Origin of the sequence: Pseudomonas sp. BIC9C (assembly GCF_034541995.1) — a bacterium.
In the GTDB taxonomy this organism is placed as follows: Bacteria; Pseudomonadota; Gammaproteobacteria; order Pseudomonadales; family Pseudomonadaceae; genus Aquipseudomonas; species Aquipseudomonas fluorescens_CC.
In genome coordinates this window covers 515,031-530,079 of sequence record NZ_JAWDGM010000002.1, presented here as the reverse complement: position 1 = coordinate 530,079, position 15,049 = coordinate 515,031, and the positions used below count along the sequence as shown (strand labels likewise).

The following is a 15,049-nucleotide window of genomic DNA, read 5'->3' as shown; positions in this document are numbered from 1 at the left end:
GACAACACCTTACGCTCTGAACTGCCCCAGGCTCGCCTTCAACTGCGCCGCCAGACCATCGAGCACCTTGCCGCTGGCCGTGGTCTCCACGACAGCTTGCGCCGCCTTCTCGGCCTGGGCGTGAATGGTCTGGACCCGCCCTCGCACGGCCTGCGCGCCCTGCGCCTGATGCGCTGCAGCCTGGGTAGCCAAACCGATCGCCGCATGAACCTGCTCGACGGATGCCTGCACCGACTGCTGCAACCGGGCACTGTCGCGCAGCACCAGCAAACCTTCGCTGGCCTGGCGCCCGGCCTGACCAATCGCCGCCACCGCCTCACGCGCACCTTGCTGCAACGCAACGATGTGCGCCTGAATATCGCCGGTGGAGCTCTGCGTCTTGCTCGCCAGCGCCCGCACCTCATCTGCCACCACCGCAAAACCGCGTCCGGTCTCACCGGCACGCGCCGCCTCGATGGCCGCGTTCAATGCCAGTAAGTTGGTTTGTTCGGCGATCCCGTGAATCACCGTCAGCACCACTTCAATCTGTTCACTCTGCTGCGCCAGTCGCTCGATCACCTGCGCACCGGTGTCCACCTGCCCGGCCAATGCCTCGATCAGGCTGCCGACTTTCGCTGAAGTCCGGGTGTTTTCGTCGGTGGCCTGACGAATATCCACCACCTGCTTCAAAGCGGCCTGCATCGCCTGACTCTCGGACTGAGCCTCATCCGCCATTTGCGACAACGCCCGCAAGCTCTCGGCCACTTCATCGCGCTGCATGCCGGCTGCCGCGTCAGCGCCAGCATTGCGCAGGGTCATGGCGCCAATTTCCACACCGGTACGCTGGGCCACATCGCCCGCCTCGCGCACGATCGGCTGCAACTTATCCACAAAGCGATTGACCGCCGAGGCCATGTCGCCGATCTCATCCTTGCTGTTGATCTGCACCCGCTTGGTCAGATCGCCCTCGCCCGCCGCCAGGTCATCCATGGCAACGATCAGCATTTTCAAGCGATTGACCACTCGGCGACCGAGCACCACCGCCAACAACAGCAGGACACCGAAACCCACCACCGCCAGACACACGCCAATACGCCAGCGCAATGTCGCGGCTGCTTCCTGTACGGTGCCGGTGGTATTGGCTTTCATTTCAGCCGCTGTGGACTGTGCCGACTGCAGACGCGAGCGCATGGCCGCTGCGCTATCGGCGGCCGCGCCTTTGAGGCTGTCGCCCACCAGTTGATCGCTGCTGGCGATCAAGGCCGAGAAGCGCTTGTCGAGGGCCGCGAGATCAGTCTCCACCGAAGCAGTCGAGACCCCCATCAGGACCTTGCCGATTTCCACGCCGTTGGGGTTGATCGAAGCCTCGACGTAGAAGACCGAAGGATCGTTTTTCGCCGCATCCAGCACCTTGTCGAGCGCCCGCTCGCCCTGGCCTTTTTCCAGCAGTGCCTTGTTGATCGGGTTTTCCCGGTTGAGGTAGCGCGTCAGGTGCTGGCCGGTGGCGTCGTCATAGACTACGAACAGTACATTGGGATTGCGCTGGGCCCGGCGAGCGAACTCGGACAGCGTCGGAACGTCGTTGTCCCACATGGCGCGGGGCGCGACTGAAGCCAGAAGCTGCGCCATGTCGCTGGCGGAGTCCTTCAGGTCCTTTTCCAGGGTCGAACGCAATTGCGCCTGCTCTTGCTCAAGACGCGAGGACAAACCGGCCGTGAGACGTTGACGCGTACTGGTAGAAAGACTGTCCAGACTGGACGTAACTTCGCGCCCTGCCTGCTCGAGCTCAGCGGAGAGCTTTTGACTGTCCGCACCCAGGCGCATGCCGAGATCGGCCTCCAGCGCGGTCACCGTGCTCCGGGTCAGAGCAACAGCCACCAGCACCTGCACCAAAAGGGCGATACCAAGGGTAACGAACACGGGCCGCAACAAACGGCTTTGTAACAATGAGAGAACGGCCGACATCTGAAATCCCTCTGCTTTGGCGCCATTAAATTGATAGCACGCCGGAAGCAATGCTTTTTTAATGTTCACAGCAAAGGTCATGCCGTTCGACAGGCATAAACGACAAAGGCCCCGATTAAGGGGCCTTTGTGTTTTACATCAACGACTTATCAAGCAAACGGGTGACGCAGAACGATGGTTTCGTTGCGGTCCGGGCCCGTCGAAATAATGTCGATCGGCGCACCGACCAACTCTTCGACGCGCTTGATGTAGTTGCGCGCAGCCTGTGGCAGCTCTTCCAGGGTCTTGGCACCCAGGGTGGACTCTTTCCAGCCCGGCATCTCTTCGTACACTGGCTCCAGGCCGATGTAGCTGTCGGCATCGGTCGGTGCGTCGATCACTGCACCGTCAGCGTTCTTGTAGCCAACGCAGATGTTGATGGCTTCCAGGCCGTCCAGTACGTCGAGCTTGGTCAGGCACAGGCCGGAGATGCTGTTGACGTCGATGGCGCGGCGCAGGATGACGGCATCGAACCAGCCGCAACGACGGGCACGGCCGGTGGTCGCACCGAACTCGTGGCCACGCTTGGCCAAGAATGCACCCACGTCGTCGAACAGCTCAGTCGGGAACGGACCCGAGCCAACACGGGTGGTGTAGGCCTTGGTGATGCCGAGGATGTAATCCAGGAACATCGGGCCAACACCCGAACCGGTAGCGATACCGCCAGCGGTGGTGTTGGAGCTGGTGACGTACGGGTAGGTACCGTGGTCGATGTCCAGCAGGGAGCCCTGGGCGCCTTCGAACATGATGTCTTTGCCGGCGCGACGCAGGTTGTGCAGCTCGGCAGTGACGTCCAGCATCATCGGCTTGAGCAGCTCGGCGTATTCCATGCACTCGTCCAGAGTCTTCTGGAAATCGATGGCTGGCTCTTTGTAGTAATTGACCAGTACGAAGTTGTGGTAATCCAGCAACTCGCCCAGTTTGGCGGCGAAACGCTCGCGGTGGAACAGGTCGCCGATGCGCAGGCCGCGACGTGCAACCTTGTCTTCGTACGCCGGGCCGATGCCGCGACCGGTGGTGCCGATCTTCAGCTCGCCACGGGCCTTTTCACGAGCCTGGTCCAGCGCTACGTGATAGGACAGGATCAGCGGGCAGGAAGGGCTGATACGCAGGCGCTCGCGCACCGGTACGCCTTTCTCTTCCAGCTTGACGATTTCACGCATCAGGGCGTCAGGTGCAACCACCACGCCGTTGCCGATCAGGCACTGCACGCCTTCGCGCAGCACGCCCGACGGAATCAGGTGCAAGACAGTCTTTTCACCGTCGATCACCAAGGTGTGGCCAGCGTTGTGGCCACCTTGGTAGCGCACTACGGCGGCAGCATGTTCGGTCAGCAGATCAACGATCTTGCCTTTGCCCTCATCACCCCATTGGGTGCCCAGGACTACGACATTCTTACCCATAACACTTGTCCTCATTCGCGCAAACTTGGTGCCGGCGGCAGCCGGCGGGAAAACTCAAGAAGCCAGTGGCGATACTTGCCAAAGCCCGTTCTGCTGAATCAATTGCCGGTCGCAGTCCGCTTCACGGGCGGCGGCCAATGGTTGTCCAGGCAAGGCCTGAACGACACGCTGACCCTCACTGCGCAACTGGCAAACCTGCTGCCAGAGTGCTGCATCCGTACTGTCAGGCATCCAGATACCGCCAGACGGTAGCTCGATCTCAGCACGCCCCAGGGTCACCAGGGTTTTCAAATCGGTGGAAAAGCCGGTTGCCGGACGGGCGCGACCGAAGTCGGCGCCGATGTCGTCGTAACGACCGCCCTGGGCAATGGACTGGCCAACACCCGGTACGAACACGGCGAACACCACACCGGTGTGGTAGTGGTAACCGCGCAGCTCACCCAGGTCGAAATACAGTGGCAGCTCAGGGAACCGCACGGACAGCCGCTCGGCGATCGCCAGCAAGTCGTCCAGCGCCGCCATCACCTGAGCCGGTGCCTTGGCCAGACGCTCACGGGCCGCAGCCAGCACTTCACGGCCGCCACACAGGTCGACCAACGCGCGCAACATGCCAGCCAGATCCGCCGGCAAGCCTTCGGTCAAGGTAATGACCTCGTCGATGGCTTTACGTTGCAATGCATCAAACAACTGCTGTTCAACTTCACCGGACAAACCGGCGGCGCGGGCCAGGCCGCGATAGATGCCGACATGGCCGAGGTCCATATGCACATCCGGCACATCGGCCAGCTGCAGCATGGCCAGCATCAGGCTGATGACTTCGACGTCGCTGCTCGGGCTGGCATCGCCGTACAACTCGGCGCCCAACTGAATCGGGCTGCGCGAAGTCGACAAGGCGCGTGGCTGGGCATGCAGCACACTGCCGGCATAGCACAGGCGGTTCGGACCTTCACGGCGCAGGGTGTGCGCATCGATGCGCGCCACTTGCGGCGTGATGTCGGCACGGAAGCCCATTTGCCGGCCCGATTGCGGGTCGATGACCTTGAAGGTCCGCAGATCCAGGTCCTGGCCCGCGCCGGTCAGCAGGGATTCCAGGTACTCGATATGGGGTGTCACGACAAACTCGTAACCCCAGCTCTGGAACAGATCCAACACCTGACGACGCGCGACTTCAATACGCGCCGCTTCCGGTGGCAGTACTTCTTCGATGCCATCTGGCAGAAGCCAGCGGTCTACCGTTGCCATTACGCCTTCCCCTATATCCGGGCGACCAGCCTGTCGGCGAGCCTTGAGTGAAGCAGAAAATGATCAGCTTATGCACAATCCACGCGCATGAGCGACGGAGCGAAAAGCCCTTCTACCGGCTTCGCCAACCACTTTCCTCGAAAAACTGTCGAGCCAGTCGGCCCGGCGTCCGCTTAAAAACAGCAATCAAACATGCAGACGCAAAAAAGCCGGGAATTTCCCGGCTGCCGCATCATACACACGTTTTCCCAAAGGATCACCCCGCCAGAGGTTTTAGCCGCTCGGCGGGAGGATTCAGGTCAACGCCGTATCAAGGCTTGGCTTTTTCCAGGTAGTGGAAGAAGTCACTGCTTGGGTCGAGGACCATGACGTCGGATTTGTTCGCGAAGCTTTCACGGTAGGCGCGCAGGCTACGGTAGAACGCGTAGAACTCCTGATCCTGACCGTAGGCCTTGGAGTAGATCGCAGCAGCCTGGGCATCGCCGTCACCGCGAACCTCTTCGGATTCACGATAGGCTTCGGCCAGCAGCACGCGGCGTTGGCGATCGGCGTCGGCACGGATGCCTTCGGCCAGCTCGTTACCCTTGGCGCGGTGCTCGCGAGCTTCACGCTCACGCTCGGTGCTCATACGCTCGAACACGCTGCGGTTCACTTCTTTCGGCAGGTCGATGGTCTTGACCCGAACATCGACAACTTCGATGCCCAGTTCTTTTTCAGCCATCTTGTTCAGCGAAGCAGTAATGTCCGCCATCAGCGCATCACGCTCACCGGAGACCACTTCGTGCAACGTGCGCTTACCGAACTGGTCACGCAGGCCCGACTCCAGACGACGGGACAGACGCTCGTCGGCGATCTGCTTGAGGCCGGAAGTCGCGGTGTAGTAACGCTCCGCGTCCTTCACGCGCCACTTGGCGTAGGCATCGACCATCACGGCTTTCTTTTCCAGCGTCAGGAAACGTTGTGTCGGTGCATCCAGCGTCATCAGACGTGCGTCGAATTTACGCACCTGGTTAACGTAAGGCACTTTCACATGCAGGCCTGGCTGAACATCGGTCTGGACCACGCGACCGAACTGCAGCAACACCGCACGCTCGGTCTGAGCCACGATGTAGAAGCAGTTCCAGGCAGCGATCGCCACGACGACGCCGACAATAAGGGCGATCAGCGATTTATTGCTCATCAGCGACTCTCCCTGGTACGTGCTTGCTGCTGCGGATCTGCTGCCGCACGCGTATTCGCTTCATTGCTGATGGCTGCCGCACTGCTCATCGGAGTGCTGGTGCTGCGACCACTTTCGACCATCTTGTCCAGCGGCAGATACAACAGGTTGTTCTGGCCATTCTTGTTGCCGGTCACGAGAACCTTGCTGGTGTTGCTGAAGACTTCCTGCATGGTGTCCAGGTACAGACGCTGGCGGGTGACTTCAGGAGCCTTGCGGTACTCGGCGACCAGTTTGGTGAAGCGATCGGCCTCACCCTTGGCGCGCGAGACGGTTTCGTCACGGTAACCGTTGGCATCCTCAAGGATGCGCTGGGCCTGACCACGAGCTTCCGGCACGACGCCGTTGGCATAGGTTTCGGCCTGGTTGCGCGAACGCTGCTCGTCTTCCCGGGCACGGATCACGTCATCGAAGGCTTCCTGGACTTCACGCGGTGCCGCTGCGCTCTGAACGTTGACCTGGGTAACGGTGATACCGGTGCGGTAGGTGTCCATGAAGCGTTGCAGACGCTCCTTGATTTCGCTGGCCATCAATTCACGACCTTCAGTCAGCACCTGGTCCATTGCGGTGGAACCCACCACATGGCGCAAGGCGCTGTCGGTCGCGTGCTGCAGGCTGATTTCCGGCTGATCGACGCTCAGCACGAAGTCCTGCAGGTTGCTGATCCTGTACTGCACGGTCAGTGGCACTTCGACGATGTTCTCGTCTTCGGTCAGCATCTGGCCCTGCTTGGTGTAGGCACGCTCACGCGTGACGTTTTCCATGTACTTCCTGTCGATCGGCGGGAAGTAGATATTCAGGCCCGGCCCCACGGTTTCGTAGTACTTGCCGAAGCGCAGCACCACGGCTTGCTCCTGCTCGTCGACGACATAAACCGCGCTGTACAGCCAAACGGCGGCCAGCACGACCAGACCGATGCCGAGCAGGCCGCCAAAGCCGCCACTCTTGCCCGGACCACCGCCGTCGTCGCCACCACGTTTCTTACCACCACCGAACAAACCGTTCAGGCTTTCCTGCAGCTTTCGGAAGGCCTCGTCGAGATCCGGTGGTCCCTTGCGGTCGCCGTTGTTACGACGCTTGCCACCCCAAGGATCCTGATTATTCGAGTTGCCACCCGGCTCATTCCAAGCCATAGCGCTCTCCATCTGATAAAGCAAAGACGCACCCACGGCGCGCCGACCAATGCTACAGAATGCCTGTCACCACGACACAACCGCTTTCTCAGGCTTTTATTGCAAAGTGTGTTGCTCGATGAATTCCATCGGTTGCAAACCTTCGCGGCTCACCAGCCGATTCAATTCGGCCCGTGGCAAACGAACGGCCAGTAAACTGATGCCTTCGTCATCGTGTTCTTCTTTCTGTACCGCACCGAGTTCGAAAAACTGCGCACGCAGTCGAGCAAACCGGTTCGGCAATCGCAAGGTGCCAACAAACAATTCATCGCCAAGCAACTCGGCCACGGCCTGCTTGAGCAAGTCCAGCCCCGTACCGTCTTTCGCCGAAAGCCAGACCCGCTGCGGCTTGCCATCGGCATCGCGCTGGATCTGCGGCTCCACGCCCTCGAGCAAATCGAGTTTGTTATAGACCTCCAGGATCGGCAAGTCTTGAGCCCCGATCTCTCCGAGCACCACCATGACCTGTTCAATCTGGGCCATGCGCTCGGGTTCATGGGAGTCGATCACATGCAGCAACAGGTCGGAGTTGCTCGACTCTTCGAGCGTAGCCCGAAATGCTTCAACCAGTTTGTGCGGCAAGTGACGAATAAAGCCCACGGTGTCTGCCAGCACGATCGGCCCGAGATCCTCGAGCTCGAGTCGGCGTAGCGTCGGGTCGAGGGTAGCGAAGAGCTGGTCAGCGGCGAAAACGTCGGAATCGGTCACCGAGTTGAACAGCGTCGATTTGCCGGCGTTGGTATAACCCACCAGCGAAACCGTCGGAATGTCAGCCCGTTTGCGGCCGCGGCGCGATTGCTCGCGTTGGCTGCGGACCTTTTCCAGGCGCCCCTTGATCTGCCGCAGGCGAATTCGCAACAGGCGCCGGTCGGTTTCCAGCTGGGTTTCACCGGGACCGCGCAGGCCGATACCGCCTTTCTGCCGTTCAAGGTGAGTCCAGCCGCGAACCAGCCGCGTACTCATGTGCTCAAGCTGGGCCAGCTCGACCTGGAGCTTGCCTTCATGGGTGCGGGCGCGTTGGGCGAAAATATCGAGAATCAGCCCCGTGCGGTCGATCACGCGACACTCGAAAACACGTTCGAGGTTACGTTCCTGACTGGGCGTGAGGATGTGATTGAAAATCACCAGATCTACCTGTTCGGCTTTGACCAGGTCGCGCAACTCCTCGACCTTGCCGCTGCCAATCAGGTATTTGGCGGTTGGCCGATTACGCGGCACGTTGAAAAACGCGACGGTCTCGGCGCCAGCCGAAATTGCCAACTCCTGAAACTCCTGCGGATCTTCGCGCGCCTCAGGGTCCTGACCATCCAAGTGAACGAGAATGGCTCGTTCACCACCACCGTGGCGCTCAAAGAACAAAGGAGACTCCTATCAGGCGTTACCTGGCTCAGTGTCACCTGCATCGGATTCGGTTGCGCTAGGCAGACGAATTGGACGAACCGGCACCACTGTAGAGATCGCGTGTTTGTAGACCATCTGGCTGACGGTGTTTTTCAGCAGGATTACGAACTGGTCGAAGGACTCGATCGTGCCTTGCAGTTTGATACCGTTGACCAGGTAGATGGACACCCCAACTTTCTCTTTACGTAAAGTATTCAAGTAAGGGTCTTGTAGCGAATGCCCTTTTGACATGTGCCGCACTCCTTTAAGGATTCTATATAAAAAAATAGGTAAACAGATGGCTTCGGCCGCCACACCCCCAAGGATAGACGGCAATTGCAAGGACTCAGCTCAATATGGAGATGGTCCCGAGGTATTTCAAGGCGCGCGGCAGATTGTCGCAATCCAGACTGTCCAGCCAATGCAGATCAGTCCAACTGCGCAGCCAGGTGAACTGGCGTTTCGCCAATTGGCGCGTGGCAATGATTCCACGCTCCTGCATCTCGGCTGACGTCAGCTTGCCATCCAGGTAGTCCCAGACTTGGCGGTAGCCTACTGCACGTATAGACGGCAACCCGGCATGCAGGTCACTTCTATTACGCAGGGCTACGACCTCGTCAATGAATCCCTGTTCCAACATTAAAGTGAATCTTTGTTTAATTCGCTCGTGCAGTACCTGGCGATTTGCCGGGGCAATGGCCAAGTTCGCAACAGTATAGGGCAATTGTTGCTGTCCCGAAGCGGCTGCTTCGGTACTTTGCACAGATTGTCGCAAACGCAGGGCGGTCATGCTTTGACCACTGACACGATAAACTTCCAGTGCTCGACTCAACCGCTGGGGATCGTTCGGATGTATTCGCGCCGCAGACTCCGGATCAATCACCGCCAATTGTTCGTGCAAGGCTTGCCAGCCAAGGCGTGCAGCCTCTTCTTCGATTTGCGCACGGACGTCGGGATCGGCGGCCGGCATATCCGCCAGACCTTCAACCAAAGCCTTGTAATAGAGCATTGTGCCGCCCACCAGCAGCGGAATTTTCCCGCGCGCGGTGATATCGGCCATGGCTTGCAGGGCGTCTCGGCGGAAATCCGCAGCCGAATAGCTCTCGGCCGGGTCGAGAATATCGATCAGACGATGCGGATATTGCGCCAGCAGCTCTTTGGAAGGCTTGGCGGTGCCGATGTCCATGCCACGGTAGACCAGCGCCGAATCGACGCTGATCAACTCGCAAGGCAGGACTTTGGTGAGCTCGATGGCCAGGTCGGTCTTGCCGGCAGCGGTCGGCCCCATCAGGAAAATCGCAGGTGGGAACTGGTTCATCAACGACCGCGCAAGAACAGTTTGTCCAGATCGTCCAGGCCCAGTTGGGTCCAGGTCGGTCGGCCATGGTTGCATTGACCGCTGCGCTCGGTGTTTTCCATATCACGCAGCAGACCGTTCATTTCCGGCAGGGCCAAACGCCGATTCGCACGAACCGCACCGTGGCAGGCCATGGTCCCGAGCAATTCATTCAGGTGCGCCTGAATGCGGTCGCTGGTGCCGAACTCCATCAAGTCGGCCAGGACGTCGGCGACCAGCCGGTTGGCTTCGGCCTGCTTGAGCAGTGCCGGAATCTGCCGGATCGCCAGGGTTTCCGGGCCCAGGCGCTGCAATTCAAAGCCCAGCCGCTGGAACCAGGCGACGTGTTCCTCGGCGCAATCGGCTTCACGCTGGCTGACGGCCAGGGACTCCGGCACCAGCAATGGCTGGCCGCTCAGGCCTTCGCTGGCCATCGCCACCTTCAAACGCTCATACATGATCCGCTCGTGGGCGGCGTGCATATCCACCAGCACCAGGCCTTGAGCGTTTTCCGAAAGAATGTAGATACCCTTGAGTTGTGCCAGCGCATAACCCAACGGCGGGATGTCGTCCTGCCCGGCCGGTAGCGCGACGGCATTGGCCTCGGGCAGCGGCGCAAAAAACTCGCGATAGGCGGCCTGCGCCTCGGCGACAGGCACACCGGACTGCGGACGCGACGTGTATTGATACTGATAACCCGCGCCAGAACCCGAACCCGCTGGCGTATTGAATGACGGCTGAGCCTGAGGCTGCTCCAGCAGCGCATTGGCGGCCAGGCGCATTTCGCCCTGGGGCCCGAATTCACCGGCTTCGAGGCCGGTAGGCCGGACGATGGCCGTGGCAACCGGCGCCGCCAGATGATCGTCGGGCCGTACATCGCCCAAGGCGCGGTGCAAGGTGCCATAGAGGAAATCGTGGACCATGCGTCCTTCACGGAAGCGCACTTCGTGCTTGGTCGGGTGCACGTTGACGTCGACACCAGTCGGGTCAACTTCGAAAAACAGTACAAAGGTCGGGTGCCGACCGTTGAACAGCACGTCGCGATAGGCCTGGCGCACGGCGTGGGCCACCAGTTTGTCGCGTACAGCACGGCCATTGACGAAGAAATACTGCAAATCGGCCTGGCTGCGGTTGAAGGTCGGCAAGCCGACCCAGCCCCATAGGTGCAGGCCGTTGCGCTCGATTTCGATCGGCAATGCCTGCTCCAGGAATCCCGGCCCACAGATCGCCGCCACGCGCCGGGCACGGGCCGCATCATCATGGGCCTCGTGCAGGCTGAGGATGGTCTTGCCGTTGTGGCGCAGATGGAAGGCCACATCGAAGCGCGCCAGGGCCAGGCGCCGGATCACTTCCTGCAGGTGATCGAATTCGGTTTTTTCGCTTTTGAGAAACTTGCGCCGCGCTGGCGTATTGAAGAACAGGTCGCGCACTTCAACCGACGTGCCCACCGGGTGGGCCGCGGGTTGTACGCGGGGCGCCATGTCCCGGCCTTCGGTTTCGACCTGCCAGGCCTGGTCGGCATCGCGGGTGCGCGACGTCAGGGTTAATCGCGCAACGGAACTGATCGACGCCAGCGCCTCACCGCGAAAGCCCAGGCTCATGACCTGCTCGAGGTCTTCCAGGTTGCGGATCTTGCTGGTGGCGTGACGGGCCAGCGCCAGCGGCAGGTCATCGGCGGAAATGCCGCTGCCATCGTCGCGCACCCGCAGCAGCTTGACGCCGCCCTGCTCCACATCGACATCGATACGCCTGGCGCCGGAGTCGAGGCTGTTTTCCAACAGCTCCTTGATCACCGAAGCCGGGCGTTCGACCACCTCACCCGCTGCAATCTGGTTCGCCAGTCGCGGGCTGAGCAGCTCGATTCGAGCTCCACCGTTCACGACCTGATTCATTCTTTGGCCGCCAATTCAGTGCCCGGAATAGTCAGGTGCTGACCGATCTTGAGCTCATCGCTCGACAGGTTGTTGGCGCTGCGCAGGGTCGCGGGCGACACCTGATAGCGCACAGCGATCATCGCCAGGGTCTCGCCCGGGTTGACGCGGTGGTCACGTGGACCTTGCACAATCTTGCCGGAGTCGCGCAGCCAGGCAATGTAAGTGCCCGGTGGCGGGTTCTGCTGGAAGAACTGGCGCACGCCGCTGCTGATCGATCGCGCCAGCGCCTGCTGGTGGTTCGATGCGGCAAGCTTCGAGGCTTCGTTGGCGTTGGAGATAAACCCGGTTTCCACCAGGATCGACGGAATATCCGGCGACTTCAGCACCATGAACCCGGCCTGTTCGACCCGTTGCTTGTGCAGAGGCGTCACCCGGCCAATGTTGCTCAGCACCTTCTGGCCAACGTTCAGGCTGGACGTCAGGGATGCCGTCATCGACAGGTCAAGCAGCACGCCGGCGAGCATGCGGTCCTTGTCATCGAGGCTGACGTTGCCGGCACCACCAATCAGGTCGGAACGGTTTTCGCTGTCGGCCAGCCAGCGGGCCGTCTCCGAAGTGGCACCGCGATCAGACAGGGCAAATACCGAGGCGCCGAAAGCGGCGGCAGAAGGCGCGGCGTCGGCGTGGATCGAGACGAACAGGTCCGCGCCTTTCTTGCGGGCAATTTCGGTACGGCCGCGCAACGGGATGAAGTAGTCGCCGGTACGGGTCAGTTCGGCGCGGAAACCTTTCATGCCGTTGATCTGGCGCTGCAATTCGCGGGCGATCTGCAACACCACGTCTTTCTCGCGTTGACCGCGAGAACCCGAAGCACCCGGGTCTTCACCCCCGTGTCCGGCGTCGATCACCACAACGATGTCGCGCTTGCCGGCCGGGGCCGGCGGTAGCTTGATTGCAGGTTCCGCAGGCGTGACCGGCACGGCAGGCACCGTGGCGACCGATGGTGTTGGTGTTGGAGGAGGCGCGGCATCTGCGGCGTTATCGAACAGATCGACCACCAACCGGTTGCCGTACTGGGCGTTCGGCGCCAGGGAGAAGCTTTTCGGTGTCACGGCCTTTTTCAGGTCGATGACCACCCGCAGGTCGGTCGGCGTGCGTTGAGCCGAGCGCATGGCGGTAATCGGGGTGTTCGAGGTGTTGACGTTGAGTGGCGCACCGAGGGTCGCGCCATTGATGTCGATGACCAGGCGATCCGGAGCCGTCAGGGTAAAGACGCTGTGTTGCACCGGGCCGGTCAGGTCAAACACCAGTCGTGTGTTGTCCGGTGCCCGCCACAGACGGACACTGTTGACCTTCGAATCGGCCACAGCGTCGACGGTTACCGCCAAAAACAACACCCCTACGGCAGCCACCAACGCGCGAAAGCGCATACCTAACCCCATCATCTATTTGGATTCCAATGCCAAAGCGGCACACCAGGCCTCGCCACGCGAGCCCTGGGATAAAATTTTCAGCGAACGCCCGCTGTCTTGCGGGCTAATGGTAATGGTCAGGTCAGGCTTTGGCAAAAAGCCTGCACCTTTGTCGGGCCACTCGATCAGACACAGGGCATCGTCTTCGAAGTAGTCGCGGATACCGAGGAACTCCAGTTCTTCCGGATCGACCAGCCGGTACAAATCGAAATGGAAGGCGCGAATGTCGTCGATTTCGTAGGGTTCGACCAGGGTGAAGGTCGGGCTTTTCACAGCCCCGGCATGCCCCAGACCGCGAATGATGCCTCGGGACAACGTGGTTTTGCCCATCCCCAGGTTACCCTCGAGGAAGATCAGGCCATGGCCTTGGGTGATTCGGGCAATGCGTGCGCCAAAGTCGCTCATGGCCTGCTCATCGGCCAGGTACAGGGTTACTTCAGACACGGTGCTTGCTCCTCCAACAACTGACGAATGGCTGGAATCAGATCACTGGCCGCCAGCCCACGGCCGAATTTTCCTTGTTGCTCACCGGCATTGGCGTGCAGCCAGACCGCCAGGCAGGCCGCGTCGTATGGGCCCATGCCCTGGGCCAGCAATGCACCGAGCAAACCGGCCAGTACATCGCCCAAACCGGCAGTGGCCATCGCCGGATGCCCCTGATGACACAGCGCCAGACGTCCGTCGGGATGGGCGATCAGGCTACCGGCACCTTTCAGCACCACCACTGCCGAGTATTTCTTGCTCAACGCCATCGCTGCGGCCAGGCGATCGGCCTGCACTTCGGCAGTGCTGACCCCCAGCAAGCGCGCCGCTTCGCCCGGATGCGGAGTGATCACGCAATCCTTGGGTAAGCGGACGAAACCGCCTGCCAGCAGGTTCAATGCGTCGGCATCCCACACTTGCGGCAATGGCGCATTGGCGGCGGCCGACAACAATGAACGCCCCCAACCGGCCTGCCCTAGGCCTGGACCGACCACCAGCACCGAGACTTTCTCCAACAGCCCCATCAACTGATTGGCCGACGAAGTGCCGAGCGCCATGGCTTCCGGCACTCGGCTCAACGCCGCTGGCACATGCTCGGGGCGGGTTGCCAGCGAAACCATTCCAGCGCCGCTGCGCAATGCGCTTTCGGTGCTGAGCAGGATCGCTCCGCCAAGGCCATGATCGCCACCGATCAACAGCACATGCCCGAAACGCCCCTTGTGGGACGTCGGTGGGCGAGCCGCCGGGCGCGGAAGATTAGCTGCGTTGAGACGTTGGGCGCGAACAGGAATATCACTGTATGTTTCAGCCGTGGCCTGCAGATCGTTGAACACCAGCTCGCCGACGTGATCCGCTGCGTCGCCCGTGAACAGACCCGCTTTCAGCCCGATGAAAGTCACCGTGAGATCGGCACGCACCGCGACACCCAATTCTCGCCCGGTGTCGGCACACAGTCCGGAAGGAATATCGACCGCCGTCACCGGCAGGCCGCTGGCATTGATCGCTTTAATGGCAGCAGAGTAAGGCTCGCGCACTTCGCCGCTCAGGCCGGTGCCGAGCAAGGCATCGAGGACAACACCACGCAACTCGCTCTGGCCGCTCCAGCCCTGCACCGCGACACCTTCAGCCAGCGCCTCGGTATGAGCCAGCGCGGCATCGCCCTGCAAGCGCTGCGGATCACCGACCGCCAACACGCGCACCTGCCACCCGGCACGCCGTGCCAGCACGGCCACCAGATAACCGTCGCCAGCGTTGTTGCCATGCCCGGTGAGCACGGTCAGTTCATTCGCCGACGGCCATTGCCGTACCAGCGCCCGCCACGCTGCGCGGGCTGCGCGCTGCATCAATTCGAAGCCCGGCGTGCCCGCGGCAATCAGCCGCGCATCGAGCGCACGCACCTGTGCGGCACCGTACAGCGCGTCGGGTAATTCATCTTTCGTCTGTGGCATGCGTCTTCGGGCTCCGATGTCTGGCAGAATTATACGC

12 protein-coding genes are annotated in these 15,049 nt (G+C 61.1%); all 12 read right to left on the bottom strand.

Features of this window, described 5'->3' with window-relative positions:
- Window positions 1-9: 9 nt before the first annotated feature.
- Window positions 10-1,944, bottom strand: a complete 1,935-nt coding sequence (locus RS887_RS12355; protein ID WP_322615612.1) for a methyl-accepting chemotaxis protein — start codon at window positions 1,942-1,944, stop codon at window positions 10-12.
- 149 nt (window positions 1,945-2,093) lie between these two features.
- Window positions 2,094-3,386 (bottom strand): adenylosuccinate synthase, encoded by a 1,293-nt coding sequence (locus tag RS887_RS12350; RefSeq protein WP_322615611.1) that lies wholly within the window; start codon window positions 3,384-3,386, stop codon window positions 2,094-2,096.
- Between the two features lie 54 nt (window positions 3,387-3,440).
- On the bottom strand, window positions 3,441-4,628 hold the full coding sequence (locus RS887_RS12345) for an ATP phosphoribosyltransferase regulatory subunit (RefSeq protein WP_322615610.1): 1,188 nt from the start codon (window positions 4,626-4,628) through the stop codon (window positions 3,441-3,443).
- Window positions 4,629-4,938: 310 nt separating this feature from the next.
- On the bottom strand, window positions 4,939-5,808 hold the full coding sequence (gene hflC / locus RS887_RS12340) for a protease modulator HflC (protein ID WP_007973264.1): 870 nt from the start codon (window positions 5,806-5,808) through the stop codon (window positions 4,939-4,941).
- On the bottom strand, window positions 5,808-6,980 hold the full coding sequence (hflK, locus tag RS887_RS12335) for an FtsH protease activity modulator HflK (protein WP_322615609.1): 1,173 nt from the start codon (window positions 6,978-6,980) through the stop codon (window positions 5,808-5,810). Before hflK ends, hflC begins: the two co-directional genes overlap by 1 nt.
- A gap of 96 nt (window positions 6,981-7,076) precedes the next feature.
- Entirely contained in the window at window positions 7,077-8,378 is a 1,302-nt protein-coding gene (gene hflX / locus RS887_RS12330) for a ribosome rescue GTPase HflX (RefSeq protein WP_322615608.1), read from the bottom strand.
- Between the two features lie 12 nt (window positions 8,379-8,390).
- Window positions 8,391-8,651: an RNA chaperone Hfq gene (hfq, locus tag RS887_RS12325; protein ID WP_008016896.1), complete on the bottom strand. Its 261-nt coding sequence runs from the start codon at window positions 8,649-8,651 to the stop codon at window positions 8,391-8,393.
- 94 nt (window positions 8,652-8,745) lie between these two features.
- On the bottom strand, window positions 8,746-9,717 hold the full coding sequence (miaA, locus tag RS887_RS12320) for a tRNA (adenosine(37)-N6)-dimethylallyltransferase MiaA (protein WP_322615607.1): 972 nt from the start codon (window positions 9,715-9,717) through the stop codon (window positions 8,746-8,748).
- Entirely contained in the window at window positions 9,717-11,627 is a 1,911-nt protein-coding gene (mutL, locus tag RS887_RS12315; protein ID WP_416339959.1) for a DNA mismatch repair endonuclease MutL, read from the bottom strand. The genes miaA and mutL overlap by 1 nt, the downstream gene beginning before the upstream one ends.
- Window positions 11,624-13,054 carry an N-acetylmuramoyl-L-alanine amidase gene (locus RS887_RS12310; RefSeq protein WP_416339958.1) on the bottom strand — a complete coding sequence of 477 codons (1,431 nt, stop codon included), beginning with the start codon at window positions 13,052-13,054 and terminating at the stop codon, window positions 11,624-11,626. Before RS887_RS12310 ends, mutL begins: the two co-directional genes overlap by 4 nt.
- Complete coding sequence (gene tsaE, locus RS887_RS12305; RefSeq protein ID WP_322615606.1) at window positions 13,055-13,525, bottom strand: tRNA (adenosine(37)-N6)-threonylcarbamoyltransferase complex ATPase subunit type 1 TsaE; 471 nt, start codon at window positions 13,523-13,525, stop codon at window positions 13,055-13,057.
- On the bottom strand, window positions 13,513-15,012 hold the full coding sequence (locus RS887_RS12300; protein ID WP_322615605.1) for an NAD(P)H-hydrate dehydratase: 1,500 nt from the start codon (window positions 15,010-15,012) through the stop codon (window positions 13,513-13,515). Before RS887_RS12300 ends, tsaE begins: the two co-directional genes overlap by 13 nt.
- Window positions 15,013-15,049: the final 37 nt, after the last annotated feature.

Excerpts from the sequence above, each read along its gene's own strand:
- miaA (WP_322615607.1), bottom strand. The coding sequence starts at position 9,717 with ATGAACCAGTTCCCACCTGCGATTTTCCTGATGGGGCCGACCGCTGCC.
- RS887_RS12300 (WP_322615605.1), bottom strand. The coding sequence starts at position 15,012 with ATGCCACAGACGAAAGATGAATTACCCGACGCGCTGTACGGTGCCGCA.
- mutL (WP_416339959.1), bottom strand. The coding sequence starts at position 11,627 with ATGAATCAGGTCGTGAACGGTGGAGCTCGAATCGAGCTGCTCAGCCCG.
- RS887_RS12350 (WP_322615611.1), bottom strand. The coding sequence starts at position 3,386 with ATGGGTAAGAATGTCGTAGTCCTGGGCACCCAATGGGGTGATGAGGGC.
- hflC (WP_007973264.1), bottom strand. The coding sequence starts at position 5,808 with ATGAGCAATAAATCGCTGATCGCCCTTATTGTCGGCGTCGTCGTGGCG.
- RS887_RS12310 (WP_416339958.1), bottom strand. The coding sequence starts at position 13,054 with ATGATGGGGTTAGGTATGCGCTTTCGCGCGTTGGTGGCTGCCGTAGGG.
- RS887_RS12355 (WP_322615612.1), bottom strand. The coding sequence starts at position 1,944 with ATGTCGGCCGTTCTCTCATTGTTACAAAGCCGTTTGTTGCGGCCCGTG.
- hfq (WP_008016896.1), bottom strand. The coding sequence starts at position 8,651 with ATGTCAAAAGGGCATTCGCTACAAGACCCTTACTTGAATACTTTACGT.
- hflK (WP_322615609.1), bottom strand. The coding sequence starts at position 6,980 with ATGGCTTGGAATGAGCCGGGTGGCAACTCGAATAATCAGGATCCTTGG.
- RS887_RS12345 (WP_322615610.1), bottom strand. The coding sequence starts at position 4,628 with ATGGCAACGGTAGACCGCTGGCTTCTGCCAGATGGCATCGAAGAAGTA.